27 protein-coding genes are annotated in these 25,039 nt (G+C 58.9%); 15 read left to right on the top strand and 12 right to left on the bottom strand.

Annotated elements, in window-relative coordinates:
- Positions 1-88: 88 nt before the first annotated feature.
- From ACQ4N7_RS15655 to ACQ4N7_RS15665, 3 genes are all read left to right on the top strand, one after another.
- The gene (locus ACQ4N7_RS15655; RefSeq protein WP_430712439.1) at positions 89-544 is read left to right on the top strand and encodes an acyl-CoA thioesterase; all 456 of its coding nucleotides are present in this window, start codon (positions 89-91) and stop codon (positions 542-544) included.
- 206 nt (positions 545-750) lie between these two features.
- Positions 751-1,206 carry a pentapeptide repeat-containing protein gene (locus tag ACQ4N7_RS15660; protein WP_430712495.1) on the top strand — a complete coding sequence of 152 codons (456 nt, stop codon included), beginning with the start codon at positions 751-753 and terminating at the stop codon, positions 1,204-1,206.
- A 277-nt stretch (positions 1,207-1,483) separates the two neighbouring features.
- A complete protein-coding gene (locus ACQ4N7_RS15665; protein ID WP_430712440.1) occupies positions 1,484-1,840 on the top strand; it encodes a hypothetical protein in 357 nt (118 codons plus the stop codon).
- A 109-nt stretch (positions 1,841-1,949) separates the two neighbouring features.
- Here the strand turns inward: ACQ4N7_RS15665 and ACQ4N7_RS15670 are convergent, their stop codons facing one another.
- Positions 1,950-3,569: a B12-binding domain-containing radical SAM protein gene (locus ACQ4N7_RS15670; RefSeq protein ID WP_430712441.1), complete on the bottom strand. Its 1,620-nt coding sequence runs from the start codon at positions 3,567-3,569 to the stop codon at positions 1,950-1,952.
- Between the two features lie 417 nt (positions 3,570-3,986).
- Here ACQ4N7_RS15670 and ACQ4N7_RS15675 point away from each other — a divergent pair, with 417 nt between their 5' ends.
- Positions 3,987-4,943, top strand: a complete 957-nt coding sequence (locus ACQ4N7_RS15675) for a tetratricopeptide repeat protein (RefSeq protein WP_430712442.1) — start codon at positions 3,987-3,989, stop codon at positions 4,941-4,943.
- Between the two features lie 137 nt (positions 4,944-5,080).
- Here the strand turns inward: ACQ4N7_RS15675 and ACQ4N7_RS15680 are convergent, their stop codons facing one another.
- A complete protein-coding gene (locus ACQ4N7_RS15680; protein ID WP_430712443.1) occupies positions 5,081-6,094 on the bottom strand; it encodes a type I glyceraldehyde-3-phosphate dehydrogenase in 1,014 nt (337 codons plus the stop codon).
- Between the two features lie 527 nt (positions 6,095-6,621).
- Here ACQ4N7_RS15680 and murC point away from each other — a divergent pair.
- Together murC and murB are read left to right on the top strand one after the other, a co-directional pair.
- Positions 6,622-8,166, top strand: coding sequence for a UDP-N-acetylmuramate--L-alanine ligase (murC, locus tag ACQ4N7_RS15685; protein WP_430712444.1), 1,545 nt, complete (start codon positions 6,622-6,624; stop codon positions 8,164-8,166).
- Between the two features lie 84 nt (positions 8,167-8,250).
- Entirely contained in the window at positions 8,251-9,162 is a 912-nt protein-coding gene (murB, locus tag ACQ4N7_RS15690; protein WP_430712445.1) for a UDP-N-acetylmuramate dehydrogenase, read from the top strand.
- Between the two features lie 87 nt (positions 9,163-9,249).
- On the opposite strand, the gene ACQ4N7_RS15695 is transcribed toward murB, so the two are convergent.
- The 3 genes from ACQ4N7_RS15695 to ACQ4N7_RS15705 form a co-directional block, all read right to left on the bottom strand.
- Positions 9,250-10,455, bottom strand: coding sequence for an NAD(P)/FAD-dependent oxidoreductase (locus tag ACQ4N7_RS15695; RefSeq protein WP_430712446.1), 1,206 nt, complete (start codon positions 10,453-10,455; stop codon positions 9,250-9,252).
- Positions 10,456-10,551: 96 nt separating this feature from the next.
- Complete coding sequence (locus tag ACQ4N7_RS15700; protein ID WP_430712447.1) at positions 10,552-11,208, bottom strand: HAS-barrel domain-containing protein; 657 nt, start codon at positions 11,206-11,208, stop codon at positions 10,552-10,554.
- Between the two features lies 1 nt (position 11,209).
- Positions 11,210-11,395: an NAD(P)H dehydrogenase subunit NdhS gene (locus ACQ4N7_RS15705; RefSeq protein WP_106873072.1), complete on the bottom strand. Its 186-nt coding sequence runs from the start codon at positions 11,393-11,395 to the stop codon at positions 11,210-11,212.
- A gap of 679 nt (positions 11,396-12,074) precedes the next feature.
- Here ACQ4N7_RS15705 and ACQ4N7_RS15710 point away from each other — a divergent pair.
- The 3 genes from ACQ4N7_RS15710 (at position 12,075) to ACQ4N7_RS15720 (ending at position 14,730) form a co-directional block, all read left to right on the top strand.
- Entirely contained in the window at positions 12,075-12,596 is a 522-nt protein-coding gene (locus ACQ4N7_RS15710; RefSeq protein ID WP_430712448.1) for a DUF4168 domain-containing protein, read from the top strand.
- 114 nt (positions 12,597-12,710) lie between these two features.
- The gene (locus ACQ4N7_RS15715; RefSeq protein ID WP_430712449.1) at positions 12,711-13,289 is read left to right on the top strand and encodes a CAP domain-containing protein; all 579 of its coding nucleotides are present in this window, start codon (positions 12,711-12,713) and stop codon (positions 13,287-13,289) included.
- A gap of 406 nt (positions 13,290-13,695) precedes the next feature.
- The gene (locus ACQ4N7_RS15720; protein WP_430712450.1) at positions 13,696-14,730 is read left to right on the top strand and encodes a hypothetical protein; all 1,035 of its coding nucleotides are present in this window, start codon (positions 13,696-13,698) and stop codon (positions 14,728-14,730) included.
- Between the two features lie 171 nt (positions 14,731-14,901).
- Here the strand turns inward: ACQ4N7_RS15720 and ACQ4N7_RS15725 are convergent, their stop codons facing one another.
- The 3 genes from ACQ4N7_RS15725 to tmk all read right to left on the bottom strand — a co-directional run bounded on the left by ACQ4N7_RS15725 (position 14,902) and on the right by tmk (position 17,235).
- Positions 14,902-15,318 carry a DUF4145 domain-containing protein gene (locus tag ACQ4N7_RS15725; protein WP_430712451.1) on the bottom strand — a complete coding sequence of 139 codons (417 nt, stop codon included), beginning with the start codon at positions 15,316-15,318 and terminating at the stop codon, positions 14,902-14,904.
- Positions 15,319-15,622: 304 nt separating this feature from the next.
- Positions 15,623-16,579, bottom strand: a complete 957-nt coding sequence (locus tag ACQ4N7_RS15730; RefSeq protein WP_430712452.1) for a DNA polymerase III subunit delta' — start codon at positions 16,577-16,579, stop codon at positions 15,623-15,625.
- Positions 16,552-17,235, bottom strand: coding sequence for a dTMP kinase (gene tmk, locus ACQ4N7_RS15735; RefSeq protein WP_430712453.1), 684 nt, complete (start codon positions 17,233-17,235; stop codon positions 16,552-16,554). Before tmk ends, ACQ4N7_RS15730 begins: the two co-directional genes overlap by 28 nt.
- 223 nt (positions 17,236-17,458) lie before the next feature.
- Between tmk and ACQ4N7_RS15740 the strand changes: the two genes are divergently transcribed.
- Complete coding sequence (locus ACQ4N7_RS15740) at positions 17,459-17,776, top strand: hypothetical protein (protein ID WP_430712454.1); 318 nt, start codon at positions 17,459-17,461, stop codon at positions 17,774-17,776.
- 80 nt (positions 17,777-17,856) lie between these two features.
- On the opposite strand, the gene ACQ4N7_RS15745 is transcribed toward ACQ4N7_RS15740, so the two are convergent.
- Entirely contained in the window at positions 17,857-18,312 is a 456-nt protein-coding gene (locus ACQ4N7_RS15745) for an FHA domain-containing protein (protein WP_430712455.1), read from the bottom strand.
- Between the two features lie 311 nt (positions 18,313-18,623).
- Entirely contained in the window at positions 18,624-19,199 is a 576-nt protein-coding gene (locus ACQ4N7_RS15750; RefSeq protein ID WP_430712456.1) for a cyclic nucleotide-binding domain-containing protein, read from the bottom strand.
- 415 nt (positions 19,200-19,614) lie between these two features.
- Here ACQ4N7_RS15750 and ACQ4N7_RS15755 point away from each other — a divergent pair, with 415 nt between their 5' ends.
- From ACQ4N7_RS15755 to ACQ4N7_RS15765, 3 genes are all read left to right on the top strand, one after another.
- Positions 19,615-20,433 carry a tetratricopeptide repeat protein gene (locus ACQ4N7_RS15755; protein ID WP_430712457.1) on the top strand — a complete coding sequence of 273 codons (819 nt, stop codon included), beginning with the start codon at positions 19,615-19,617 and terminating at the stop codon, positions 20,431-20,433.
- A gap of 134 nt (positions 20,434-20,567) precedes the next feature.
- Complete coding sequence (locus ACQ4N7_RS15760) at positions 20,568-20,786, top strand: hypothetical protein (protein ID WP_430712458.1); 219 nt, start codon at positions 20,568-20,570, stop codon at positions 20,784-20,786.
- A 34-nt stretch (positions 20,787-20,820) separates the two neighbouring features.
- The gene (locus ACQ4N7_RS15765; protein WP_430712459.1) at positions 20,821-22,053 is read left to right on the top strand and encodes a molybdopterin molybdotransferase MoeA; all 1,233 of its coding nucleotides are present in this window, start codon (positions 20,821-20,823) and stop codon (positions 22,051-22,053) included.
- Here ACQ4N7_RS15765 and ACQ4N7_RS15770 read toward each other — a convergent pair whose 3' ends face one another.
- Entirely contained in the window at positions 22,054-22,488 is a 435-nt protein-coding gene (locus ACQ4N7_RS15770) for a hypothetical protein (RefSeq protein ID WP_430712460.1), read from the bottom strand. It lies immediately after the preceding gene.
- A gap of 129 nt (positions 22,489-22,617) precedes the next feature.
- Between ACQ4N7_RS15770 and ACQ4N7_RS15775 the strand changes: the two genes are divergently transcribed.
- Complete coding sequence (locus ACQ4N7_RS15775) at positions 22,618-22,908, top strand: putative quinol monooxygenase (protein ID WP_430712461.1); 291 nt, start codon at positions 22,618-22,620, stop codon at positions 22,906-22,908.
- Positions 22,909-22,916: 8 nt separating this feature from the next.
- On the opposite strand, the gene ACQ4N7_RS15780 is transcribed toward ACQ4N7_RS15775, so the two are convergent.
- Positions 22,917-23,729 (bottom strand): prepilin peptidase, encoded by an 813-nt coding sequence (locus tag ACQ4N7_RS15780; protein ID WP_430712462.1) that lies wholly within the window; start codon positions 23,727-23,729, stop codon positions 22,917-22,919.
- Between the two features lie 178 nt (positions 23,730-23,907).
- Here ACQ4N7_RS15780 and ACQ4N7_RS15785 point away from each other — a divergent pair, with 178 nt between their 5' ends.
- On the top strand, positions 23,908-25,032 hold the full coding sequence (locus tag ACQ4N7_RS15785; RefSeq protein ID WP_430712463.1) for a trans-sulfuration enzyme family protein: 1,125 nt from the start codon (positions 23,908-23,910) through the stop codon (positions 25,030-25,032).
- The last annotated feature ends 7 nt before the right edge of the window (positions 25,033-25,039 follow it).

The raw sequence follows: 25,039 nt of genomic DNA on the forward strand, positions 1-25,039 counted from the left end.
GGATGTAAAAGTGAGTTAATGTGTTCTCAATCATCATAGGCACTGGTTTTGAGCCTATTTTGGCGCGATTCATAATTTGTAGTAGAGTTTGCCCAACCGTCGGGGCGATGCGTGGAAAGCTTTGATCAACCCCTTTCACTGGTATGAGCACCGGGTCGTGGTGCAGCCTCACCACACCGATTACGCCGGCATTGTCTGGCACGGCACCTACATCGCCTGGATGGAAGAAGCGCGGGTTAACTACCTCAGCAACTGCGGGCTGACCTTTGCCGACTGGATCAGGGCTGGTGTTGATCTACCGGTAGTGGATTTGGGGCTGAAGTACCGGCGATCGCTCACCCTGGGCGACACAGCGCTGGTCAAAGCTCGCCTCGGGCCTACCAAAGGGGTGCGCTTCGTGTGGCACTACGACATTCAAAACGCTGATACCCAGGAAACCTGTATCGAGGGCAGCGTAACGCTGGCTCCGGTCGATGTGAAAACCCGGCGGGTGCTGCGCCGCCTGCCCGACTACCTGCAAGCGGCATTAGAAACCGTGCTCTGAGGCGGTAATTCCCCCTGCGCTAACCGAATCCTGGCCTCCAACCTTGGTCTCAAAACTTGGCCTAAAACTTTGTAGGATGAGCAAAGCGTGCCCACTGCGCTCTAGCTGAACGGGCGCGGTCTAGCCCCCTTGCCCATTCTACGGTTGCCCCAACTATGCTCTTCACCCTCACCCAAGCCCTCGCTGTAGTGTGCACGCTGGTCATCATGGTCGCTGGCTGGTGCGGCTCTGCCCCCGCCGCCTACGCCCAGGAAAACACCGTTGACTACACCCTCACCGACCTCAGCTTTCGCGACTTTTCGGGTAAGCAGCTCTCGGGCACCTCCTTTGCTGCCGCCGAAATGCGAGAGGCCAACTTTAGAAAGGCCAACCTGAGCAAAACTATTTTGACTAAGGCCTCGTTTTTGCGGGCCAATCTGTCGTTTGCCGACCTGTCGGGCACCTTCGCCGATCGCGTCATTTTCGACGGTGCTGATCTATCCAACGCCATCTTTACCGACGCCCTGCTCACCAGCAGCAGCTTTGGCGACGCCAACATCACCGGGGCCGATTTCTCCGGGGCAATTATCGATCGCTTTCAGGTCGCCCAGATGTGCAAGTACGCCGACGGGGTGAATGAAGTCACCGGGGTCGCGACACGGGATAGCCTCGGGTGCCGATAGATGGGTGGATGGGTGGATGGGTAGATGGGTGGATGGGTAAGGACAAACAACCGTTTGCCCTGCGGGGTCTACTATAACTGCAACTGCTTAAACACCTGTGCGCCGTCGGTCCTCTAGTGGGGAACCCTGAACAAGACTGACGCTGGCCGCCCTAGGGCCAAGGTGAGATGGCGTAAAATGGAATTGTTCCGTCGTCAGGTTTGGATTAATTTTCTAGGCCTGCTGCCTGGCAGTCTGGTTACTGTTCTAGCCATTGCCGTTGCCTTCCTGCGGTTTTATGACCAACAAGACTTCCAATTCCTCAGCGCCGTCGCCCAGCCCCAGCTCTGGAGCAACCGACTCACTGTGGCAGCCCTCCTGGCTGCACTGGCTAATTTCGGCGTTGAGTGGAACCGTCGAAATCGAGAAGGAGACCGCGAGGCTGAAGCACGAGACCGCGCAGCTGAGGCTGCAAAACGCGAAGCTGAGAGAGCAGAACGCGAAGCTGAGAGAGCAGAACGCGAGGCTCGACGCGAGAGAGAGGACGCTCGCAGAGATCGACAGGAAACTCGACGCGATCGACAGGAAATACGCTATCGAAAAGCCCAGCTCCACTACCAAATCGACCCCAGCGAACCCCAGCGTCGAGAGCTAGAAGCCGTGCTAGCGGCCCTGGAAGAATACGAGCAAACCTTGGATGAGGTCATCAGTTTCTAACCCGGCCCCAGCATAGAGATAGCTAGATTCGCCAGGCATCCTATTGGTTATGCTGGCACAGCCTCTACCCCTGCTGAGTCAAAATGCTTTTGCAGGGTAGCTTTAGGCAGCGGCCCCAGCAGGTGATCCCACGGCAGCGGCTGGTTCAAATCCCAGTCTGCGTGGACGTAGTAGTCTAGCGGTGGAATTTGCCCCTGAAAGTCTTTGAAGGCGCGGCGGTAGCTGCCCAAGCTATCGCCGTAGTGGCGCACCCGTTCGAGTACGGGGGCCAGGCGGCGATCGCCCCGCGAGATCAGCGCCTGAATCACCGACCAGTTGTAGCTCTCGGGCCGAAAGTCGATGCCCTTGGAGCGCAGGTGCTTTTGCAGGTATTTGAGCCGCTTCTCGGCCTCTTTGTTGACGCCGTACCACTGAAAAGGGGTGTGGGCCTTGGGCACAAAGGTGCTGCACCCAAAGGTGAGGCGCAGCCCCGGAGCGGCCTTTTTGAGCCGCAGCATCAGGGCTACGGTTTGCTCTAGGTCGGCCATGGTTTCGCCCGGCACCCCCGCCATACCGTAGAGCTTCATAGCGCTGAGGCCGCCCGCTTTGGCGTTGACGGCGGCCCGCTCAATGTCGTCGGTTTCGAGCTTTTTGTTGACGATCTGGCGCACCCGCTCCGAGCCGCTCTCGATCGCGATCGTAATCGAGCGGCTGTCATGGCGGGTCAGGGTTTCGGCTAGCTTCGGGGTGACGGTGTTGGTGCGCACCGAAGAAAGACTGACGCGCACATCGTCAAACTGGGGCTGATTTAAATAGTCAAGCAGCCTGTCAAATTCGGGGTGCTGAGTCACAGACGCCCCCAGCAAGCCCAGTCGGCTGGTAACGGCAAGCCCCCGTTCAATCGCGGGGATGAGGGATGCGTCCAGACTGGCGGGGCGAAACGGCAGGGTCAGGTAGCTGGCTAGACAAAAGCGGCACATTTCTGGGCAGCTGCGCACCACCTCCACCATAAAGATATTTTCCCAGGCGGCACGGGGAGTGACGACGGTGGAGGCCGAGAGCACGTTGCCCCGGTAGGTCTGCTTTTGCACGGTGGCGGGCATATCGGCATCTATCGGGGCGATCGCCCGCACTCCCCCAGTCGACCCCTCGTAGGTAACGCCATACAACGACGGCACATACACCCCAGGCACCGCCGCTAGACGACGCAGGGTTTCTGTACGGCTGGCCGATTTGAGATCCACCAGTGCGTCAAAAAAATCGTCGAGCAGGGTCTCGCCATCCCCCAGCAAAATGACGTCAAAAAAGTCGGCAAAGGGCTCGGGGTTGGCGGTCAGCACCGGGCCACCGCCAAAGACCAGGGGATGGTCGTCGGTGCGATCGCTGGCAAAAAGCGGAATACCGAGGTTTTCGAGCTGGGTGAGCAAGTTGGCGTAGTCGAGCTCCCAGGACAGCGAAAAGCCCAGCACGTCAATGGTGGCTGGCAGCGGCTCGTGGCCATCGGTAAACAGGCGGCTGACGCTGATATCGGCCCGGCGGGCTAGAGTGGCCCACACCACCTGGTAGCCCAGGCTGGTAATGCCCACGGTGTATTCGTTGGGGAAGGCGAACACCACCGCCAGCGCATCGTCTTGAGGAACGGCGGGTTCAAACAGCAGGATTTCGTCGTGGAGGGGGAGGGGGGCCAAGGGGTAGCGCTAAAACGATGCAGCCTCTCCAGTGTAATCAGTGCCAGCGCAATCAGTAGCCGTGACCTTCAGCCTAGGGCAGAGGCGGCGGTAGCGCGACTCAAAGTTCTGACCCTAAGTTCTAGAATGATGGTCTGTGAAACTACGGGCTAGGCTAACAGGCTTTACAAAGACCAGGGGCTAGCCCACCTCAAACTCATTCAGTTTTCTGAACAGCGACATTTTTGCTCACATAAGTTGGGAAAATATCAGTTAATTTGCGCAGGAGGCCGAAGCTGGACCAGAGAATATGTCGTAAAAGCACGGTGTTGACCTGAAGAGCATAAACCTACGATTAAGACAACGCGATCTACCTAGCGACCTGCCTGTGATGACAACCCTTTAGATGCAACCGTAGTAATCCTGCGGATTCGGCCTATGACTTCCCCAACTCCTCCCATGCGCCCCACCTATATTCTTGCCGACGAGGCCACCGTACGGATTCCTCGCGACCCGTCTCTACTCGCTCAGGCCGAGCGCATTGCCCAGGGCTATCAACAGTGTCAGGCCGCAGAGGCCTCCCAGTGGCTCAAGCAGGGTCTGGCCCATCTGCGCAAGGGGCAGTATACTCCGGCCCTGGCCCTCCTGCAGCAGGCGCTGCAGAGCTACCGCAATTTGGGCGACAAAGCGCGTCAGGCCAAGGTATTGCTCACCCTGGCTCACCTCTACTACCGGGTGGCCGACTATCTGTGGGCCGCCGACTACGGTCGGCAGTGCCTGCGCGTGGCCCGCGAGCTGGGCGATGATGCCCTGATGCAGCAGACCCTGGGCCACCTGGGCAACAGCTATCGCCACCTGGGCAACCTGCAGCGGGCCTTAGAATACATGGGCCAAAGCCTGACCATGGCGAAAAAAACTGGCGATCGCCCCGGCGAAATGCGATCGCTCAACAATCTAGCGATGGTCTACCGCGCCAAAGGGCTCACCCGTCAGGCCGCCACCCTCTACGAGGCTAGCCTGATGATGGCCACCACCCTGGGCGACCACACCACCAAGCTGCAAATTCTGCAAAACCTGGGCAATACTTACCTCACCCTGCGCGAGTATGCCCAGGCGATCGACTGCTACGAACGCCTGCTAACCGTCAGCGAAAACGGCGAGGGCGCGATCGACAACCGCACCACCCGTCGCGTGCTCACCCAGCTCACTCTGGCCAGCATTGCCATGGGCGATCACAACCGGGCGATCGTGCATCTTCAGCACCACCTGTCGATCGCCTGCGCCCTGGGCGATACCAAGGGCGCGGCTAGTCTCATCGACGACCTTAAGCGCAGCTATGTAGCGCTAAGCGAAGCGCGGGTAGCGGTACTGCGGCCAGAGCTGCCCTCGATGTAGCGAAAAGTCGTCCAACACAACTTTGTATGGGCAAACAAAAAGGGGGACGCGGCTGCGTCCCCCTTGCTCATGGATGTCATTCGGGGATATGGCTTAATCAGAGCAGCGTCGGTTGGTTACGACGCTGCCCTTGCTGTCTACTGCCACTTAGAAGCCACTAGCTCAGCCAGGTCAACTACCCGCTGGCTATAGCCCCACTCGTTGTCGTACCAGGCCACCACTTTCACCATGTCGCCGCCCATCACCATGGTCAGGCTAGAGTCGACAATTGAAGACTCATCGGTCTTGCGGTAGTCAATAGAGACCAGGGGCAGGTCGCTGTAGGCCAAAATACCCTTCATCGCGCCCTCAGAGGCCGACTTCAGCACCTGATTGACCTGGTCTGCGATCGCGGGCTTCTCGACCTGAACTACCAGATCAACCACCGACACGTTGGGGGTGGGCACCCGCAGGGCAATCCCGTTCAGCTTGCCCTCCATTTCAGGAATGACCAGGGCCACAGCCTTAGCGGCACCAGTGGTGGTGGGCACAATGTTTAGCGCGGCTGCCCGAGCCCGGCGCAGGTCGCGATGGCTAGCATCGAGCAGACGCTGGTCGCCCGTGTAGCTGTGGGTGGTGGTCATGGTGCCTTTGATGATGCCAAAGTTGTCGTTGAGCACCTTGACGACCGGAGCCAAACAGTTGGTGGTACAGCTGGCGTTGCTCACCACGTTGTACTTGTCGTGGCTGTAGTCTTCGTGGTTGACGCCCATCACATAGGTGCCAATACCGCCGCCCTTGCCAGGAGCCGTAATCAACACCTTCTTGGCTCCAGCTTCGATGTGGCGAGAGGCACCCTCTTCGCTCACAAACACCCCGGTAGACTCGATCACCAGATCAATGTCCCAGGCTGCCCAGGGCAGGTTGTTGGGGTTGCGATCGGAGTAGCACTTAATCGTCTTACCATTGACGATCAGCGTGTCTTCTCCAGCGCTGATGTCAGCGTCGAGGCGACCCAGCATAGAGTCGTATTTCAGCAGGTGGGAGTTAGTCTTGGGATCAGACGTGTCGTTGATAGCCACCACCTCGAGCTGGCTGTTTTCGCGCGTCAACCAGCAGCGCAGAAAATTACGACCAATGCGGCCAAAACCATTAATTGCTACTCTAACCACTGCGTTTAACCCTCTGTTGTAGTCGACTAGGTATCTATTCTTAGACGACACCATAATATCGCAAAGCATGATCCACTTTATAGGGGCTAGCCATTGAACTGAATCTATTCATTATACAAAACAGCCCCAGAAACTCTATGGACAGGTGCTCATGCCCAGCAACAGCAGCCCTCGGGGATCAAGCCCAGAAAGTGGCATAAGCATTTCTACTCTGTTTATTTGGATTTCATAGAAAATTGATATGTAGTTCTTACAGTCTCTATATATATCTAGATTTCTCAGGGACGGCTGTCGTGCACTGTGTATAGATAAAAGCCCAGCCTGGGAATAGGTAGACCTCAGGCCTAGCAAGCACTGAGGCGCTACCCCTAGGGGCGATCGCATGTTCTCTCAGCGCCGCTGAGGCGTTTGGAGAAAGAGCTGCGGCCATCTGGGCAGGCTAATGCCGATGTTTAGGCCAATTCGGCAATTCTTGCTATGATTACGCCTGACACTTGGTGTGGTGTGGTGTTCTAAGGAGTGTAACGATGCCGATTTCCGTAGATTTTACCGGCAGGCCCTTTCATTTTATTGGGATAGGGGGCATTGGCATGTCGGCACTGGCCTACATCCTGACCAAGCGCAACCTGCCAGTATCGGGGTCTGACCTGCGCCTTAGCCACATTACCCGTCGTCTGCAAGAGGCCGGAGCCCACATTTTCTGGCAGCAAGAGGCCGCCAACCTGAGCTATTTTCTCAACGCCGATCGGCCAACGCTAGCGACCGCCGCCGAGTGGGCCAGCACCGGGCCTAGCCTCGTGGTAGAGCCCAAGCCTGCCGTCCTGGTTTCAGACGCCACCCCTCAAGTGGTTTGTTCCACCGCCATCGACGTCCGTAACCCCGAATACCAGGCGGCCCTGGAGCTGGGCTGCCCAATTCTGCACCGCTCCGATCTCCTGGCGGCGCTGATCCAAGAATATAACAGTATCGCGGTGGCCGGTACCCACGGTAAAACCACCACCAGCAGCATGATTGGCCACCTGCTGCTCACCGCCAATCTCGATCCCACCATCGTGGTCGGTGGCGAAGTGTCAAGCTGGGGCGGCAATGCTCGCCTGGGTCAGGGGCCGTACCTGGTGGCCGAGGCCGACGAATCGGACGGCACCCTGGCCAAGCTGTCGGCCAGCATCGGCGTGGTCACCAATATTGAGCTTGACCACACCGACCACTACACCGATTTAGAGCAGGTCGTTGCCACCTTCCAAACCTTTCAGCGCCAGTGCGGGCTGCTGGTCGCCAGCGCTGACTGCGCCGTGGTGCGCACCAGCCTCAAGCCAGACGTCACCTACAGCCTTGACCCCACCACTGGTGCGACCTACTACGTCACCGACGTTCAGTTTGGGGCCGATGGCACCTCTGCCCTGGTATGGGAAGAGGGGCAGCCCCTGGGCCTGCTGCACCTGCGAGTGCTGGGCTGCCACAACCTCAGCAACGCGCTGGCTGCGGTAGCAGTAGGGCGTCATCTGGGCGTGGCCTTTGGCGACATCGCCGATAGCCTCGAGAATTTTTGCGGAGCCCGCCGCCGCTTTGAGCACCGGGGCAGCTACAACGGCATTCAGTTTTTTGACGACTACGCCCACCACCCCAGCGAGATTCGGGCGACGCTGGCGGCGGCTCGCATCAAGGCCGATCAAACGCTGCCCGCAGCGCTAGACAGTCGCCACGGCCACGAGGGTCGCCGCGTGGTAGCGGTATTTCAGCCCCATCGCTTTAGCCGTACAGCCGCTTTGCTCAGCGACTTTACCGATGCCTTTAGCGACGCCGACCAGGTGATCATGGCCGACATCTACAGCGCGGGCGAGAGCAATACCTTTGGGGTTTCGGGGCGGCAGCTGGCCGATGCCGTTGCCCACTCGCACCCTCGCGTGATCTACGGCCACACTCTAGATGACATTCAGGCGGCCCTGGCCCACAGCCTGCGCCCAGGCGACCTGGTGCTATTTATGGGAGCCGGCAACCTCAACCAAATTATTCCTCAGGTGATGGCCTACTATGCTGAGGCAGAGGTACCATCGCTCCAGGAGGCCTGTTGAACGGCGGCCCCTACACATTTGGCCCTAAACATTTGGCCCTAAACATTTGGCTAGCATGGGGAACGACCGTTGAGCACTGGGGACATGAACCAAACCCTCGGGGTGGCACCAAACCTGGCCTGTCTGAAACCACAGGTGTCGCTACAGCCGCTGACCACCTTTCGGGTGGGAGGTCCGGCGGAGTGGCTGGCGATGCCGCGCCACCAGGGCGAATTTCAGCAGGTCTTAGACTGGGCGATCGCCGCCAGCATTCCCATTACCCCGCTGGGGGCAGGGTCGAATCTGCTGATCAGCGATCGCGGCATTGCGGGCCTGGTGCTCTGCACCCGCCGCTGGCGCAGCACCCAGTTTGACAACGCCGGGCGGGTCACTGTCGCCGCTGGCGAACCGCTGCCGACCCTGGCCTGGAAAGCGGCCAAGCACGGCTGTCGCGGTCTGGAGTGGGCGGTGGGCATTCCGGGTACCGTGGGGGGTGCGGTGGTGATGAATGCCGGAGCCCACGGCGGCTGCACCGCCGACGTGCTGACCTCGGCGACCGTGCTCGACTCGGCCAGCAGTATGCGATCGCTCACCCCCGCCGATCTGGGCTTTCGCTACCGCACCTCGGTGTTGCAGGGAGGGAATTGGGTCGTTCTAGAGGCCACGTTTCAGCTAGAGCCGGGTCACGACCCCGCTGTGGTAATGGCCGATACCCTGGCTGGGCTCAACCAGCGGCGGGCCACCCAGCCCTACGATCTGCCCAACTGCGGCAGCGTATTTCGCAACCCCTACCCCCATACCGCCGGATCTCTGATTGAGCAGAGCGGGCTGAAGGGCTACCGCATCGGCAACGCCCAGATATCCGAGCGCCACGCCAACTTTATCGTCAACCTGGGCGGAGCCAGCGCCGCCGACATTCAGCGCCTGATCCGTCACGTACAGACTGAAGTAGACGCTCGCTGGGCCGTGCGGCTACAGCCAGAGGTCAAGTTCATCGGCGAGTTCTCGATCGCGTAATCTCACAGTTCTCTACCCAGTTTATGGAGGTTTCTGTGGAAGACAACGTCAAAACCGTCCGCGTCGTGATTGGCTAAAAGCAGCCATTTAGGCGTTTTTACGGGCGTTGTCACCAAAGCGATCGATCGCCATCGCAGTAACTGTGGGGTCAGCCTCACCCACCACCGCCTGGGCAAACCGCTGCGCAACGGGCGGCAGGTAAACAAAGGGAGCGCTAAATCCGGCCATCAGGTGCAGCCCTTCGACTCCAGGGATGCTGCCCACCAGGGGCAGCCCGTCGCGGCTAAAGCTGACCCGGCAGTAGCGCCAGGTGCCGGGAACATCGGCCAGGGCCGGAATTTGGGCCGCGATCGCGGCTCGCAGCCTGCGCTCGCTCTCCACCGCGTCTAGTTTTGCCTCCAGGTCGGTGAGGGTGCGGCTAATCTGGCCCAGACGAAGGTGGCCATCCAAGAACTGAATCGCGCCGCTGTCGAGGATGGCAGGGGTTAGCTCGTGGCCCGGTTCATCCCACTGAGCATCGGTGTCGGGCTGGCTGGCCTTAGCCTCCATAGCAAAGCGCTCGGTCTGCGCAGGCATGATCAGCGCCCGCAGGGTGAGATCTAAGGGCGGCGTTTCGATCAGTTCGGCATAGGAATAGTAGAGCGGTACGGTGAGCTGAATCTGACGCAGTAGGGCGCGGCTAAAGGCCCCCGCCGCCACCAAAACATGCTTGGCCGGATACGCCTGCTCGGCGGTGAGAAGGCCCGTGACCCGGTCTTTGATGCGCACCAGATCGACGGCGGTGGCGACGATCTGGGTGCCGCCCAGTCGTCGAAAGGCCTGGTTGTAGGCATTAACCAGGGCCTGGGGGGAGACATGGCCGTGGCGAACGGTAAAGGCACCCGCGATCGCATCCTCATTCAGCAAGGGCTCTAGGGCTTTGGCCTCGGCGGCGGATATGAACTGCGGCGGCGTGGCGCATTTAGCGTAAGGTTCTGCGGCAGCGTCGGGATCCTCACCTGCGGCCAGGGTGAGCACCAGGTCTAGCTCGCGAAACTCGGTGTCGCCGTCCAGCTCGTCGCTCAGCTGGCGGTGCTTGGCAATGCCTTCGCGGCAAAGCTGCTGGGTGAGCGCCGTACTGCCCGACCAGTAGGGAATGCCGCCGTAGCTGTAGCGGGTGGCGTTGCCAGGTTCGAGGGTGCTATGGGTGCCTGAATCGAGCAGCAGCACCGAGAGCCCGCACCGGGCCAGCTCGTAGCTCATCGCGGCCCCTACCAGGCCGTTGCCGACCACAATCCAGTCAAAGGTTTGCATAAGAACGATAAAGGGTTAGGGTATCGGGTCTAGGGTTTAAGGAAAAAGCAGGTTCCTCGTCTGCAACCCTAAACCTTATACCGTGAACCTTACGCCTCACGCGTAGACCTGCCCCAAAATAATTCGCAGGCGATCGTAGTCATCTTTTAAGAAAATGCTCAGGGTGCGGCCTGCGGCTACCAGCCAGGGGCGATCGAGCTTGCGCAGTTGGTAGCCCTGGCGCAGCACCGCCGCTACCAGGCTATCCACCGGGGCGCTGCCCATGGCCAGCAGCGTTCTTAAAAAGTCGAGCTGTTCGGTAAACTCAATCACCGCCTCGGGGGTGCAGCGGTACACCGCCTGATGTACCTGGGGCGGGCGCGGCGGCAGGTGCTGAAACAGAGGCCCCAGCGGCTGTCCGGCCAGGTCAGGGGCGCGAAACCCTACGATCGCGGCCTTGAACTCGGTCTTGAGCATGGCAAAAATCTGCGGCTGCTGCTGACGCAGATCTTCGAGCGACAGCCCCAGCGCCCTGGCCCGGTGCACCGAGTCGATGGGGCTGGTGGTGGCATAGTAGACCACACCATAAACCGTGTTGCCCGACTCTTCATCGACAGCGGTGACCCAGCTGCCAAAGGGGGGCATGGCCGAAAATGCCAGCGCCTCTGGCTCGAGGCACTGAGCCAAAAACTCGGTGGTCGCCGTCTCGATCACTTCAGCAATGTGGTCGGGCTGACGCGCCTGGGCGACAGACTGGGGCAGGGGTAACCGCATGCTAGCGCCGCTTGCCGGAGCTGACTGGCTCCAGCTCTGACATATTAAAGGTGACCAGTTTGTCCCAGTTGCCACCCTCAAACAGCACCGCTACCTTACCGTCGGTAATGCGCTGCACCAGGCCCTGAAAACCGTAGTAGGTATCGTTGACGTTAACGACCGTAACCGGAGCCCCAGGAAAAATCATGGTTACTAATGCTTTTATGTGCTTCTACAGTTTAGGGCGTGTCATCCATTCTGGCTAGAATCCTTACGCCATCAGCGTTGCCACGCCCGACCCTAGTACTAAAGGGCGTGTCATCCATTCTGGCTAGAATCCTTGTACCATCTGCATTACCACGCCCGACCCTAGTACTAAAGGGCGTGTCATCCATTCTGGCTAGAATCCTTGTGCCATCTGCATTACCACGCCCGACCAGAGAACAGGCTAGTGGTCCATCAAAACTAAATTTGCAGATTGGGTGACACGCCAGCAAAACCCCACAAGGTTAACTGCTGTTGGGTTCCACTTCGTTTCGCCCAGCCTACGAGAACCCTAATTTTTAGTATTGATGCTGCACTAGGGGCTGTTATCAAGTAGCTGCTAAACGTTCAGGAATCAAGGGTTACAGCCCTTACCTTGTCTTTGGGGTCGGGCGTGGCAAGGCTTGATATCTTGAGCTTTTGGCCACAATTGATGACACGCCCTAGAGCAAGGGATCTTGAAGGGCGGCGGGTCGCACCGTTGTCACATCATCGTCATACGGTCGTCATAGCTCAGCCATGATTGCCCCATAGGGTGTCAACCCATGGGCGCTATTCCGCCAGCCCCTGCTGTGAACTTCCGCCGCGACGTTCACGGCTGATGATATGCGAGGACAATCGCTATGAAACCGTCAACCCTGCTCAAAAGCCTGCTGGCCGCCACCCTGATGCTTGGTGTTCCAGCGGCTGCGATCGCCCAGGGCCAAGAGGCCCCCACCCAGGAGCAAGAGGCCCCCGCCCCCGCTCAGTCTGAACAGCCCGCCCCCGCGATGGAGGTCTCTGAGGGCCAGATCGACCGTTTTGTCAGCGCCTATCAAGCGATTCAAACCATTCAGCAGGCTGTCCAGGCCGAACTGGTGGCCGCCGTTGAGGCCGAGGGGCTCACGGTAGATGACTACAACGCGATCGCTGAGTCGCAGCAGTCGCCCGAAGCCGCTGCCGAAGTGCCCGCCGAGCAGGCTGAGCAGTTTGCCGCCGCCGCCCAGCAGGTCGCCACCCTGAGAGAAGGAGCCCGCGAAGAAATGCAGGCCGCGATCGTGGCTGAAGAGTTGACCGTCGAAGAGTTTGAGCAAATTTTGGCCCAGGCCCAGCAAGACCCCGCCCTGCAACAGGCCATTGTCGAGCGGCTCAACAGCGAGGGATAGCGCCACCCCCTCTGAGCCAATTGGACTCTTAAAATCCAGCCCTGGTCATACCCGGCAAGACGAGCACGTCGCGCTAGGGTGTAGCCAGGGCTGACGCGTTTGAGACTGCTACCGATGCCTTTTGCCAAACCTTCCACCGCTATTTGTCAAGCCGTTGGATTGGTCGCTGTCGCCCTGGCGCTGGTCGGTTGTGAGCCTACCGATCTCGAGCCGCTAGTCGATCGCATTCCTCCGATTACCCGCATTGGGCGAGAGCCGCCCCCCGAGCCCGCCGCCGAAGCCGCGCAGTCAGCGGCAGCAGCCGAAATGGAAACCCTGGTCTACGCGCGCATCAATGAGATTCGCCAGGAAGAAGGTCTCAATCCGCTACAGCCCAACGGACCACTGGCCCAGGTGGCGCGCCAGTACAGCCAGCGGATGGCAGCCGAAAACTTTTTCGGCCACATCAGCCCAGCCGGGGATGGGCCAGCCCAGCGAGTGTCTGAGGCCAACTTTCTCTACGCTATGGTGGGCGAAAACCTATTCACCAGCACCAACGCCCCCGACCCGGCTCCCCTGGCCGTGCAGGGCTGGATGGAGAGCCCCGGGCACCGGGAGAACATTCTGCGATCGGGCTTTACCGAAACGGGGGTGGGCGTCTGGCAGCGGGGCGGCACGTATTACTTCACTCAGTTATTTATGCGCCCGCTGTAGAAGGCTGTTTGAATATATCGATCTTTATGTAGGCTGGCCCCATTAAACCCGGCTTAAGTTTCCGGGTTTTCTCCCTTCAGCGGCCCTTCGCCAACAACTTCGCTCAGCCCTCTGTCCAGCCGTAGAGCGAGCATTGAGCGGAGTCGAAATGCAGCCTATAGATAATCAGACCCACCTGCTAGGCAGACGAAATCCTTTGGTGGGGCGCATTGCAGTGCAATGCACCTACGGTGAACCTGTCGTCATCCGGTGAATGTTGGCAAGACCAGGGCTCTGGAGGCTATGATCTCTCTGGCAATATTCGCTGGCGGGCAAAATTCGCTGGCGGGCGATCGCACCCTTAGCGGGGGCAGACGTGGGAGAATAGGCAACCTGTGCGTGTGGTATCAACGGTATGACGGCGGCAATGCCCTATTCTTCTGAGGCAATTGAGTCAGCAATGCAGGCGGGAGAGCTGCCCCTCGCCCTGCCCGACCCCAACGACGAAAACCTCTCAGACTACGAGTTTAACCAGCAGATGGAGGCCGCCTGGCAGGTGTGCGATCGCTTCGATCTGCAAACCGATATCTGGCGGGGAAGAATTCTCAGGACGGTGCGCGATCGCGAAAAGCGCGGCGGCGACGGGCGCGGCACCGGCTTTCTCAACTGGCTCAAAGACCGCGAAATCACCAAAAGCCACGCCTACAACCTGATTGAATTAGCTGAGAGCGCCGACCAGCTGCTCGACGCCGGCATGCTCACCCCCAAAGAGGTAAACCAGTTCAGCAAGCGCGCCTTCGTCGAAACCGCTAAATCGGCTCCCGAGGTGCAGCAGCTCGTTAGCGACTCGGCTCGCAAGGGCGACCACATCACCCGCCGCGAAGTGCGCCAGGTAGCCAACGAGTGGGCCGCCATGACTTCAGACTTGATTCCCGAAACCCTGCGGGAAAAAGCCGCCAACAACACCATCCCCACCCGCTACATCGCGCCGTTGGTCAAGGAGATGGAGAAGCTGCCCCCGGTCCACCAGAGCACCCTCAAAACCGAGGTCGAGCTCAACCCTGACCTTGACACCCTTAAACAGGTCACCGCAGAAGCCCGCTACCTCTCCAAATACCTGGCTTCTGCTAACCAGGTGCAGCTGCTGGAGGCCAGCGGCATTGACCTCGAACTCGCCCTCGAAGAAGCCCTGCGGGTGGGCTGCCTCAACTCCGCAGCGGATATGGTGGCCCAGGCGGCCCAGATCGAGCAAACCGCCGTCAAACTCTTTACCGCCTGGAAGCGGCTGAACCAGTTGGCTGAACGGGTGTTTGTCGACAGCGGCGAGAGCACCCCCAACCTGCGCGCCCTGCTCACCGCCCTCGGCCCCATCACCAGCGAAACCGTGCAGGTACGCCTGGGCGACATTGACAGCGTCACCGCCCAGACTATTCGCTGGCGACTAATGGTGGAAGAGGACTAGGGAGCTGCCAAGTACAAATATCCGGCGGTGCATTGCTGCGCGAATGCACCCTACGAGACTAAACCTAATCCAAGTTCAGAAGTAGAGATCTGTCTGGTGACAAACTGCCCCTCCCGAGCTGAACGTGGCTTACAACACTTTGCAGCCTACTCAGCAGAGTATATATACAAGTTAACTTATTAGATGACTTGCTAGAAACAAACTGACATATCTAATCATGTCAGTTACATCTTGCTCTACAAACTCATTAACTTTGCCATGAGCTGCACTATTTCGTATATCTGCCAAGGCAGTTATACGTTTTTGTATAAGCTTATTGTATACACCAGCTTTGGCAAGATCAGCATTCATCTTATCCAGCTTTCCAACTGAAATACCTTCCTTTTCACATAGCTCTCGCAGTGCTGTTTCCAATAAAACTCCCGCCACGACAGCCGCTGCTGTAAAGTAACCGCTATTTAATAATTCATTGGCTTGTTCAAGTTCAGAATCAAAGACCTCCGCCTGAACAAGCGCTCTCATCGACGAAAGATATCCGCCCTCAAAATCCTCCTTTGCCGCTAAGAAGATGGCTTTTAGTCTTTTCAAGATATCGTAGTTCGTTTCATAAGGTATGCCAGTCTCTTTTGCTCAAACTGCTGAAAGTACTGAGACTCTTCACCGCAAATTTTTGACAGGAGGTCTTTCACTTTCCAGTTTATGAACAAATTGTCGTCAATATACTCACGACTACCAACTATCTCATTGTGATGCATTGCTTTAGAAGCTTCAATTCGAATGACTTGGAGCTTCCAACTCATCAAAACGTTGCTTAAAAAGCTTGTTCAAGATAGAAACTCCAAGTTGGAACTAACACTAAACAATGACAACAATGCGCTGATCCATGAAATTTCTACGGCTTGACTAAATCCATCAGCATGACCTCCCAGACTAGGCGAGGCTGGACGAAGCGGCGCAGGTAACCCTTGGCTGCTTCCAGTTTGGGCAGCCAGCGCTGGCTTTCGGTTGGGTAGCGCTGCCAGTACCAGTTGAGTAGGTAATCGAGCAGCCAGAGCTGGGCTTCGGTATCGAGGGCTTTGGCCACCTGGCGAGCCTGGTCGAGGGCATCGCGCAGGCTGCGGGGGGGCTGGTGCAGAGCGATGAGCAGGTCGGCGGGGATAGTTTGGAGCTGGTTATAGGCCGCGATCGCCCCTCCCGGACTACCCTGAGCCATCGCCAAAATCTGCGGCTGCCCCAGCACCTCGCCTTGCCCCACCCGCTCAAGCACGGTCGCTAAATCTGCCGAGTTAAGCCGTTGAAAGGGAATGGTTTGGCAGCGCGATACCAGGGTGGGCAGCAGCGATTGCGGGCCGGGAGCCAGCAAAATAATGGTTGCCTGCCCCGGTTCTTCCAGGGTTTTTAGCAACCCGTTGGCGGCTCCCTCAGCCATGGTTTCAGCCGCTTCAATCACCACCACCGCTCGGGGAGACTCTAGGGGCGGACGGCTTAAAAACTGGGCAATCTGCCGCACCTGCTCCAGGCGGGTTTGGGGCGGGCTTTTGCGGGTGATTCCCTCTTCCGTCGCCTGGGATGCACCGACCAGCCTGCCCTGGTGCAGGTAAGTTGGCTCCACCCACAGCAGATCGGGGTAGTTGCGCTGGGCAATCCGCCGTTTCAGCGTAGGGGATGGAGGCTCAGCACCGAAGGCAAAAAGAATGGCCGCAAACTGCTCTGCCGCCAGCCGTCGCCCTACCCCATGGGGGCCAGCGAACAGATAGGCTGGGGCCACCCGGCCCTGCTCCACTGCGCGACAGAGCAGCGCGATGGCCGTATCCTGACCGACTAAGCCGTCAAACTGGGCGCGTACCACTGCTGCAAATACCCTTCCACAACGGCAAAAATTTCGCGGGCGACGGTGTCTACGCCGCCCATCGCATCGATCGCTACAATGCGCTCTGGCTGCTGCTGCGCCAGCGCCTCAAAGCCCCCCTGCACCCGCTGGTGAAAAGCCAGATCGGCCTGCTCCATGCGATCTGCTCTTCCCCGCTGGCGGGTGCGGGCCAGCCCCACCTCGGCATCGAGCCTGAGCCAGAGAGTGAGGTCGGGTACCAGTCCCCCCGTTGCCACCTGGTTAAGCTGCTCGATCAGGGCCAGATCCAGGCCACGACCATAGCCCTGGTAGGCCACAGTTGAGTCGATAAAGCGATCGCACAGCACCCAACAGCCCTCCGCTAGAGCTGGTTTGATTAGCTCTTCTACGTGCTGGGCGCGATCGGCGGCGTAGAGCAACAGCTCAGCTCGGCTCGCCATCGCAGCCTCACCGCGATCGCCCAACAGCAGCTGGCGTAACTCCAGACCCAGCTCCGTACCCCCCGGCTCACGCGTAGTCAAAATGCGGGGAATTAGGCCCCGCTGCTGGAGCTGCCGCATACCACGGTGTTCTCGCAAAGCAGCATACAAAATCTGCAGCTGAGTCGATTTTCCACAGCCCTCTACCCCTTCAAGAACCAGCAGTTTACCTGGCATTAGCCCATACTCTAGCGGTTGCCCCCTCAAGCTTACAGGCAAGACCGTTCGCCTCAGCGACCAGACCGCAACCCTGACCCCCCACAAAAATTATGCTATACATAAGGATACAAACCCAGAATTGCCACGTTCTGGGCTAAAAGGGTCCGTTGGGGAACTAAACACAAGTCGCCATCGACCTGGCACTGAGCAATAGTTGTTACGGTCTCAGCAAAGGACGCCTATGGCACGTTATACAAATTCTCTTCCCGTTCCCGAGACAACCTCTCGGCTGCGAGACGCTATCATCAGCTCTCTCCAGGGCTTTGGGCTACACATGGTCTACGAAAATGGCGATTATTTAGTCGCCAAAGAGCAACCGGGCCGAGTATCGCTATCTCAGCTCACCACTATCGAAGTGCTGATCAATCAGCCCACCGTAGCCGCCGGTTCTGGCTGCGTAAATCTTGTAGTCAAAAACGAAGAGCTGCCGCTCAGGCACGATAACCACTGCGAGCAGGTGTTTAGCGCTGTAAATCAGGCCATTGTGGCTCTAGTCTAGACTCCGTGCTCTTGGCCAGGCTGGCTGTTCTGGCACAGCGGCTCTAGAGATTTTCTTCAACCAAGCTATACTGAGTGGCCCTAGCTCTCAGTATCGTCGTCTAAGCCTTCCCCATCTTCCTCGCCCTCTTCAACCATATTGGGGCTAATTAGGGTGATATCAAACTCGTCGGGAGGGAGAGTAGACTGGCTATCGCGCTTGAGCTGATAGTAAATCGCGCGTGCCTGGGGGCCAAAGACAATCTCGTCCTCGTTTTTAAGGTCGTGGGCCTGGAGCTTACGACCATTTATAAGCATACCGTTGGCACTGGGTTTGCCCTTCAGGTTGCCGTCTACGATGCGGTAGTAAAAAGTATCGTCGTCCTTAGGCAGCTGTACCAGGGTAGCGTGGTGCCGCGACACAAACTGAGACGACAGCCGAATGTCACACTTTGGGTCGCGCCCAATGGAGTACACCGAACCGTCTAAGACAATCTCGCGACGGCCTTTGCTGTCTTCAACAATGAGAATATTACTGAGTTTAGTATGGAGTGGCATGCTCTGACACTTGCAAAAACGGAGCCCAGAATTGACTTGATAGGGAACACAAAGCTATTGGTGGCCTAGTAGGTGGTCAACATTTCCCTGTTTTCACCGCCCAAGTGCCCTTATGAACAATCTTTGGACGTTATATATTGTGGTTAACTCAGCTTACTTGCATGAGCCCACCATTGCTGAGGAAAACGACACTGAAAGTAAACCGACGGGTTTTCCTTAGTCTACCCATTCCTGCCATTGCCTGAATGGTAGCAGAATCCTCTCTAGGTGGCTGACTGGTTTTGCAGCCTTTGCGGCTAATTCAGTGGTTGCTAATCAGTGGAGTCTACTTCCAACTCTTCCCAGGGGTTGGAGTTTACATCGCGCAGGCGCTTGAGCATCCAGTCAAAGCGAATGCCGCCGATGGAGAGCATGTCGTTCATTTCGTCTAGCCCAGCATCGTTAAGGCTCGCTACCGGTCGCCAGTGCTCACCCTGCAAGTGCTTGACTGTGCTGCGCAGACGGCTAGAGAGCAAAATGGCCAGCGCGCGGTAAAACCGAGAGGCAAACCAAATGTCTTGCTGAAGCTTGTGGCGCAGCTGAGCGCAGGAGATAGCCAGCACAATACTGGGTTCTAAGGCCGATACCGTCGCTGAGGGCGGTTGACTATCTACAAACGACATCTCGCCCACCACCTCGCCTGTCGCCAGATGGGCAATGGGCTGGGTGCTCAGGGCGGCCACAGAAACCTCTAGACCACCGTCTAGAATAAGGTAGAGATGTTCGCAAGGTTCGCCCTCACGAATGAGCACTTGCCCAGGTTGAAGCTCCTGCCGCTGCCCAGCTTCTATCAACCAGTCAACGTCGTCGTCGTCTAAAACTCCAAGAATGAATACCACGCGCTTCATGGCTGCGGCCCTACTCCAAAATAGCCCGCCTGCCGTGAGCGAGGCTGGGGGGAAAAACCTGACAATCGACCACAATGGCAGCGGAGCCAATCCTGAATGCTGAAGCACTGCCGCATAGCTACCTGATGTAGGTCATGCCAGTTTTCTAACATACCCTAGGATGGGATGTACGGAACATTGCCGCTGCACAGGCGTTCCGCAACAGTTCTAAACACGGTTTGACCTATTGAAATTTAGCGCTGGGACAGCTGTATAAGCGCAAGCTCGATCTGATCAGCCGTACTGCCGAAGCAGGGCTCGATTTGCAACGACAGCATACGGTTCTGCGCCTAGAGTGATAGGTGGTGCTGCTTGATTGTGATAGAAGTGCTGCTGTCGCTGTACGACCTGTTTATTCACCCCTGCTGAGGTACCAATGGGACAATCTATTGTTGTGAACCAGGCCGAGTTTGATCAGGCGGTGCTGCAGCCGTCTTTTGAACAGCCGGTGCTGGTCGATTTTTTTGCCACCTGGTGCGGCCCCTGCCAGATGCTCAAGCCCATGCTCGAAAAGCTGGCCCAGGAGTACGACTTTACCCTGGTCAAGGTGGATATTGACGCCAACCCCGAGCTGGCCAAGGCCTTTGGGGTAGAAGGGGTGCCCGACGTGCGGATCGTCAGCCAGGGGCAAGTGCAGGAGGGGTTTGTGGGAGTGCTGCCCGAGCCGCAGCTGCGCGAGCTGCTGGCCAAACTGGGCCTGCGATCGAGCCTGGAAGAAGACCTGGCGGCGTTTGATGCGGCCCTGGCCACGGCCGACCCTGCCAAGATTTTCCCCGCTCTGACCACGCTGCTGACCCGCTACCCCAACAACAGCCAGATATTGCTCAAGGCGGCTCAGCTCTACCTCCTGCAGGGAGACGATGCCCTGGCTAGCCAGTACCTGGAGCTGATCGATCCAAAAGAGCGCGACGCCACTGATATGGCCGATGGTCTACGGGAACTGATCTCCCTGCGTCAGTCGCTTGCGGAGCTGGGCAATTCTGAATTAGACAGAGCGTTTGGTACGGCGGGTCAGGCGGCTCTGAAGGGAGATTTTGCTACTGCTTTGGAGGGATTTTTGAGCGTGGTGGAGCAAGACCGTACCTATCGCAACGACAGCGCCCGCAAGGCCATGCTGACGGTCTTTAAGCTGCTGGGCAGCAGCGATCCGCTAACTGTGACCTACCGCAAGCGGCTGATGCAGGCCCTATATTAGGCAACCCTTTACCCAGGAAAATCTGAAGAATGCCGAATCAGGCAACTTTGGTCAAGGCAACAACAGTTATTCTAGAAATAGTTACCTAAGCTGATTTCCTAGCCCTTTGCCAACCCTGCCTGAGTGGTAAACCTATGGCATTTCTGAATCGCTGGCTTCAGTTTTTAAGGTTCCTTGAAGGACTCTTGGAGATCTTAGACGTTGTCACCACCCCCCTGGGCACGGTGGCTACTGTTGGCGTGATGCTCTACAGTTTGCTGGTGTTTTTGGGCACCGATGCCTCCACTGCCGCTACGCTGGCCGGGTCTGTTACGCTGGGCCTCAGCTGTCTCATCACCCGTCCTGATTTTTAACCCATCGCCGTCCAGTTTCATTTATCCCACGCCCATGCTCCCCGCTGCCGAGGCCGAAGCCAAAATTCTTGCTCTGGTCTCTGCTCCCGCCGAGACCGAGCAGGTGCCTCTAGATGCAGCCCTGGGGCGCATTTTGGCCCAGGCTATCCCCAGCCCGCTCGACTTTCCCCACTGGGACAACTCGGCGATGGATGGCTATGCGGTGCGCTACGCCGATGTGCAGGAGGCGAGTGCTGAGCACCCGGTGGCGCTGGCGCTGACAGAGACCATTCCGGCGGGGCGATCGCCTACCCAACCCGTTGGCCCCGGTCAGGCCGCCCGCATTCTCACCGGCTCCATGCTGCCAACTGGGGCCGATACCATCGTCATTCAGGAAGTGACCCAGCGCGAGGGCGAGCAGGTGCTGGTGCTTCTAGCACCAGCACCCCAGCAGTTTGTGCGCCACCGGGGCAGCTTCTGCCGGGCAGGCGATCCTCTCATGAAGGCAGGACTACAGATTGGTGGACCAGAGCTGGCGGTGCTGGCCTCGGCCCAGTGCGTGCCGGTGCCGGTGTTTCCGCAGCCCCGAGTGGCGATTCTATCGACCGGCGATGAGCTGGTGATGCCCGAAACGCCCCTGCAACCGGGGCAAATTGTCGACTCTAACCAGTACGCTCTGGCGGCGCTGGTGCGTCAGGCCGGAGCGATCCCCGTTCCGATGGGCATCGTGCCCGACCAGCCCCAGGCCCTGCGGGCAGCGATTCAGTCGGCCCTGGCTCAGGCGGATGTGATCGTGTCGTCGGGGGGCGTATCGGTAGGCGACTACGACTACGTGGACGAGATTTTGGCGGAGCTGGGGGCAACGCTGCACATTCGCTCGGTGGCGGTAAAGCCCGGTAAGCCGCTGACGGTGGCGACCTTTCCGGCACAGGGGGGAGCTGAGCCAATCTACTTTGGCCTGCCGGGGAATCCGGTTTCGGCCCTGGTGACGTTTTGGCGATTTGTGGTGCCTGCCCTACGCAAGCGATCGGGGTTGGGGAATGGCTGGGGGCCAAGGTTTTTGCCCGCCGTTACTCGCCAGGCTCTCAAAGCTGGAGGGCAGCGGGAAACCTACCTGTGGGGCAGGCTGACCCCAACGCCAACCGGCTATGAGTTTGAGCTGGCCAGCGGTGGCCATAGCTCAGGCAATTTGATCAACCTGGCGGGAACTAACGCCCTGGCGATCGTACCTGCGGGCACAACGGGCATTGCTGCGGGCGAAACCGTACAGGTTATGGCTATCAGCTAGTTACCCAGACTTTGCTACGGCACAGACGTACTCCATTGCGGCTGAATTCAAGGGGTCGGGGTCTACCGGCATCCAGCCCTGGCTGCCAACAGGGCCGTTAAACTCGACATCGCGAAAGCGGCGGCGATCGCAGTCGTACTCGGTTAAATAATCAGTGCGCTGGGGCTCACCAGCGCGGCTGTCAACGTAGTAGCTGCCCACCCTTACGTAGCCTTTGTCCAGGGACTTCACCGAGTCGAGATCGACAAACTGCCGCTGTTGCCCCTGGCTCGCTTCGGCGACCGGGTACCAGTTCGTAGCCCCAACGCTGGCGGGATAAATCGCCCAGCAAAGCCCCAGCCCCAGCCAGAGAGCCGCTATTCTGCCGATCAAATCTTGCCAGCTGCTCCCCCAAGACCAGGGACCAAGCTTAAAACATTGCGGGGGTTCGGTCACGGCGGGCTATCTAGACGTATTGTTTGCTGATATCGGGATGGCAGCATAGAGTATGCCTCTACCGATCGTGAATCATTGCGGCTGGCCCAGTCAAGGCGGCTAGCTGGCAAAACTGACGAGAGGCCCGCCGTGACCGTGCGCACTATCGCCAAAATTATCGCCCGCCCAGGGCAAGCGGATGCCCTAAAATCGCTGCTGCTCGAGATCGTCGAGCTAGCCCGCGAGAACCCTGGCTGCCTAAGTTTTGAGCTGCAGCAGGGCCAAGCCAACGCCAATGAGTTTGTCACCCTGGGGCAGTGGCAGAGTGACGCCGCCTTTCAGTCCCACTTTCGCTCTGGCTACATGGATGAGTTCATACGCGAAATTCCCGAACTGGTGGATCACCCGCCCGACATCCAGTGGTACATCCTGGTGATGTAGAAAGGCGGCTACAGGGTGGGGAAAAACAGCGATCGGTAAGCGCCAATGATTGCCTCGCCCCAGAACACCGTGATCACCGCGCCGATCGCCAGAAATGGGCCAAAGGGCATCGGCTGACGGCGGCTGATTAGCTTGAGGGCGATCGCCCCTCCCCCCACCACGGCCCCCACCAGGCAGGCCAAAAACCCGCTCAGCAGTACCCCCTGCCAGCCCAGCCAGGCCCCCAGCATGGCCGCCAGTTTGGCATCGCCGCCGCCCATTGCCGTTTGCCCCAGGGCCGCTGAGGCAAACAGCGTAATCAAATCAAACAGCCAGATGCCCAAGACCGCACCGAGAATGCCGCCCAAAAGTCCCTGAACTGGGGTAGGCCAGGGTTCTCCCTGCAAGATTGGCAGAGCAAATTTGACCGCCAGGCCCAGCAGCAGTCCCGACCCGGTGAGCACGTTGGGCAGCATCAGCATGTCGATGTCGATAAAAGTCAATGCCACCAGCCAGCTCAGCAGGAGCCAGTAGCCGACCGTAGCCCAGCCCAGCCCCAGCAGCCAAAATGTCGCCAAAAACAGCGCTCCGGTAAAGGCCTCGATCAGCGGGTAGCGGGGCGAAATCGGGGTGCGGCAGTAGCGACAGCGGCCCTTGAGCCAGAGCCAGCCCAGCACCGGCACATTGTCGTAGGGTTTGAGCTGGGTGTGGCACTGGGGGCAGCGCGAGGGGGGGTGCAGCAGCGACAGCCCCGCCGGTACCCGGTAGATCACCACGTTGAGAAAGCTGCCCACGGCAGAGCCGAAGAGGAAGACGAGGGCGGAGGTGATGAGGGCGTCCATGGGTAGATGGGTGGATGGGTAGGTGGGTGAGTAGGGTTAGGGTGCCCAGATGGGGGAGAGGGTTTGGGTGCGTTGGTGAGACATTCCTAAGCGGGAATCGCCTGGACAATGCCTTCTAGAGATCGCTTCTACAATCAGGAGAACGTCATTTCCCCATCATTTTATGTCCCCCGAAGCCATGCCTTTCTCTGCCGATACCCAGGCCATCCACAGCGGTCGGGGCATTGACCCCGCCACCGGAGCGCTGACTGCCCCCATTCACCTCTCGACCACGTTTGAGCGCGACGCCGACGGCAGCTACCCCAAGGGCTACATCTATGGCCGCAGCGGCAACCCCAACCGCGATGCCCTCGAAACGGCCCTCACCGACCTGGAGCAGGGGGCCGAAACCGTTACCTTTGCCTCCGGATCTGCCGCTACCTTTAGTCTGCTGCAGGCGCTTAGCCCCAGCGACCACGTGATTGCACCTCAGAGCGTTTACTTTGGTGTGCAGCAAATGCTGAGCCAAATTTTTGCTCCCTGGGGGCTGAGCTACACCCTGGTTGACACGACCGACCTAGCGGCGGTAGAAGAGGCGCTGCGGCCTAACACCCGACTGGTGCTGATCGAAACGCCGTCGAACCCACAGCTGGCGGTGACTGACATTCGCGCGATCGCAGCTCTAGCTCACCAGGCCGACGCCTACCTGGCCTGCGACAACACGATCGCCTCCCCGGTGCTGCAAACGCCGCTGACGCAGGGGGCCGACTTTGTCATTCACGCTACTACTAAGTACCTGGCGGGCCACGGCGACGTGATTGGCGGCGCGGTGGTGGCCCGCGAGATCACCCCGCTGTTTGAGCAGCTGCGGCTGGTGCAAACCGTTGGCGGCGTGGTGCCCTCGCCCTTCGACTGCTGGCTCACACTGCGGGGGTTGCAAACCCTGCCGCTGCGGGTGCGCGCCCAGGCCCAGGCCGCTCAAACCATTGCCACCTGGCTGGTTCAGCATCCTGCCGTTGAACAGGTGCTCTACCCTGGGCTGCCGGGTCACCCCGGCCACGCCGTTGCCCAGCAGCAAATGAGTGGCTACGGCGGCCTGCTGTCGGTTTTGGTCAAGGGCGACCAGGAAACTGCCATGGGTGTGGCCGCTAAAACTCGCCTGATTGCCCGCGCCACCAGCTTTGGTAGCCCCCACAGCACCGTAGAACACCGCGCCTCGATTGAGGTCGGTACTCAAACTGCCCCCAACCTGCTGCGCCTTTCGATTGGTCTAGAGCAGGTGGACAATCTGATCGCCGACCTCGACCAGGCCCTGAAGGGGTAGGCCTATC

It is taken from the genome of Nodosilinea sp. AN01ver1 (assembly GCF_050565655.1).
Lineage (GTDB): Bacteria > Cyanobacteriota > Cyanobacteriia > Phormidesmidales > Phormidesmidaceae > Nodosilinea.

What these genes read in the sequence shown, in the direction of transcription:
- ACQ4N7_RS15695 (WP_430712446.1), bottom strand. Translation starts at nt 10,455, where the DNA reads ATGCAAACCTTTGACTGGATTGTGGTCGGCAACGGCCTGGTAGGGGCC.
- ACQ4N7_RS15660 (WP_430712495.1), top strand. Translation starts at nt 751, where the DNA reads ATGGTCGCTGGCTGGTGCGGCTCTGCCCCCGCCGCCTACGCCCAGGAA.
- ACQ4N7_RS15780 (WP_430712462.1), bottom strand. Translation starts at nt 23,729, where the DNA reads ATGGACGCCCTCATCACCTCCGCCCTCGTCTTCCTCTTCGGCTCTGCC.
- tmk (WP_430712453.1), bottom strand. Translation starts at nt 17,235, where the DNA reads ATGCCAGGTAAACTGCTGGTTCTTGAAGGGGTAGAGGGCTGTGGAAAA.
- ACQ4N7_RS15705 (WP_106873072.1), bottom strand. Translation starts at nt 11,395, where the DNA reads ATGATTTTTCCTGGGGCTCCGGTTACGGTCGTTAACGTCAACGATACC.
- ACQ4N7_RS15740 (WP_430712454.1), top strand. Translation starts at nt 17,459, where the DNA reads ATGGCACGTTATACAAATTCTCTTCCCGTTCCCGAGACAACCTCTCGG.
- ACQ4N7_RS15720 (WP_430712450.1), top strand. Translation starts at nt 13,696, where the DNA reads ATGCCCTATTCTTCTGAGGCAATTGAGTCAGCAATGCAGGCGGGAGAG.
- ACQ4N7_RS15785 (WP_430712463.1), top strand. Translation starts at nt 23,908, where the DNA reads ATGCCTTTCTCTGCCGATACCCAGGCCATCCACAGCGGTCGGGGCATT.
- murB (WP_430712445.1), top strand. Translation starts at nt 8,251, where the DNA reads ATGAACCAAACCCTCGGGGTGGCACCAAACCTGGCCTGTCTGAAACCA.
- ACQ4N7_RS15750 (WP_430712456.1), bottom strand. Translation starts at nt 19,199, where the DNA reads ATGAAGCGCGTGGTATTCATTCTTGGAGTTTTAGACGACGACGACGTT.
- ACQ4N7_RS15745 (WP_430712455.1), bottom strand. Translation starts at nt 18,312, where the DNA reads ATGCCACTCCATACTAAACTCAGTAATATTCTCATTGTTGAAGACAGC.
- ACQ4N7_RS15760 (WP_430712458.1), top strand. Translation starts at nt 20,568, where the DNA reads ATGGCATTTCTGAATCGCTGGCTTCAGTTTTTAAGGTTCCTTGAAGGA.
- ACQ4N7_RS15710 (WP_430712448.1), top strand. Translation starts at nt 12,075, where the DNA reads ATGAAACCGTCAACCCTGCTCAAAAGCCTGCTGGCCGCCACCCTGATG.
- murC (WP_430712444.1), top strand. Translation starts at nt 6,622, where the DNA reads ATGCCGATTTCCGTAGATTTTACCGGCAGGCCCTTTCATTTTATTGGG.
- ACQ4N7_RS15755 (WP_430712457.1), top strand. Translation starts at nt 19,615, where the DNA reads ATGGGACAATCTATTGTTGTGAACCAGGCCGAGTTTGATCAGGCGGTG.
- ACQ4N7_RS15715 (WP_430712449.1), top strand. Translation starts at nt 12,711, where the DNA reads ATGCCTTTTGCCAAACCTTCCACCGCTATTTGTCAAGCCGTTGGATTG.
- ACQ4N7_RS15675 (WP_430712442.1), top strand. Translation starts at nt 3,987, where the DNA reads ATGACTTCCCCAACTCCTCCCATGCGCCCCACCTATATTCTTGCCGAC.
- ACQ4N7_RS15665 (WP_430712440.1), top strand. Translation starts at nt 1,484, where the DNA reads ATGACCAACAAGACTTCCAATTCCTCAGCGCCGTCGCCCAGCCCCAGC.
- ACQ4N7_RS15765 (WP_430712459.1), top strand. Translation starts at nt 20,821, where the DNA reads ATGCTCCCCGCTGCCGAGGCCGAAGCCAAAATTCTTGCTCTGGTCTCT.
- ACQ4N7_RS15700 (WP_430712447.1), bottom strand. Translation starts at nt 11,208, where the DNA reads ATGCGGTTACCCCTGCCCCAGTCTGTCGCCCAGGCGCGTCAGCCCGAC.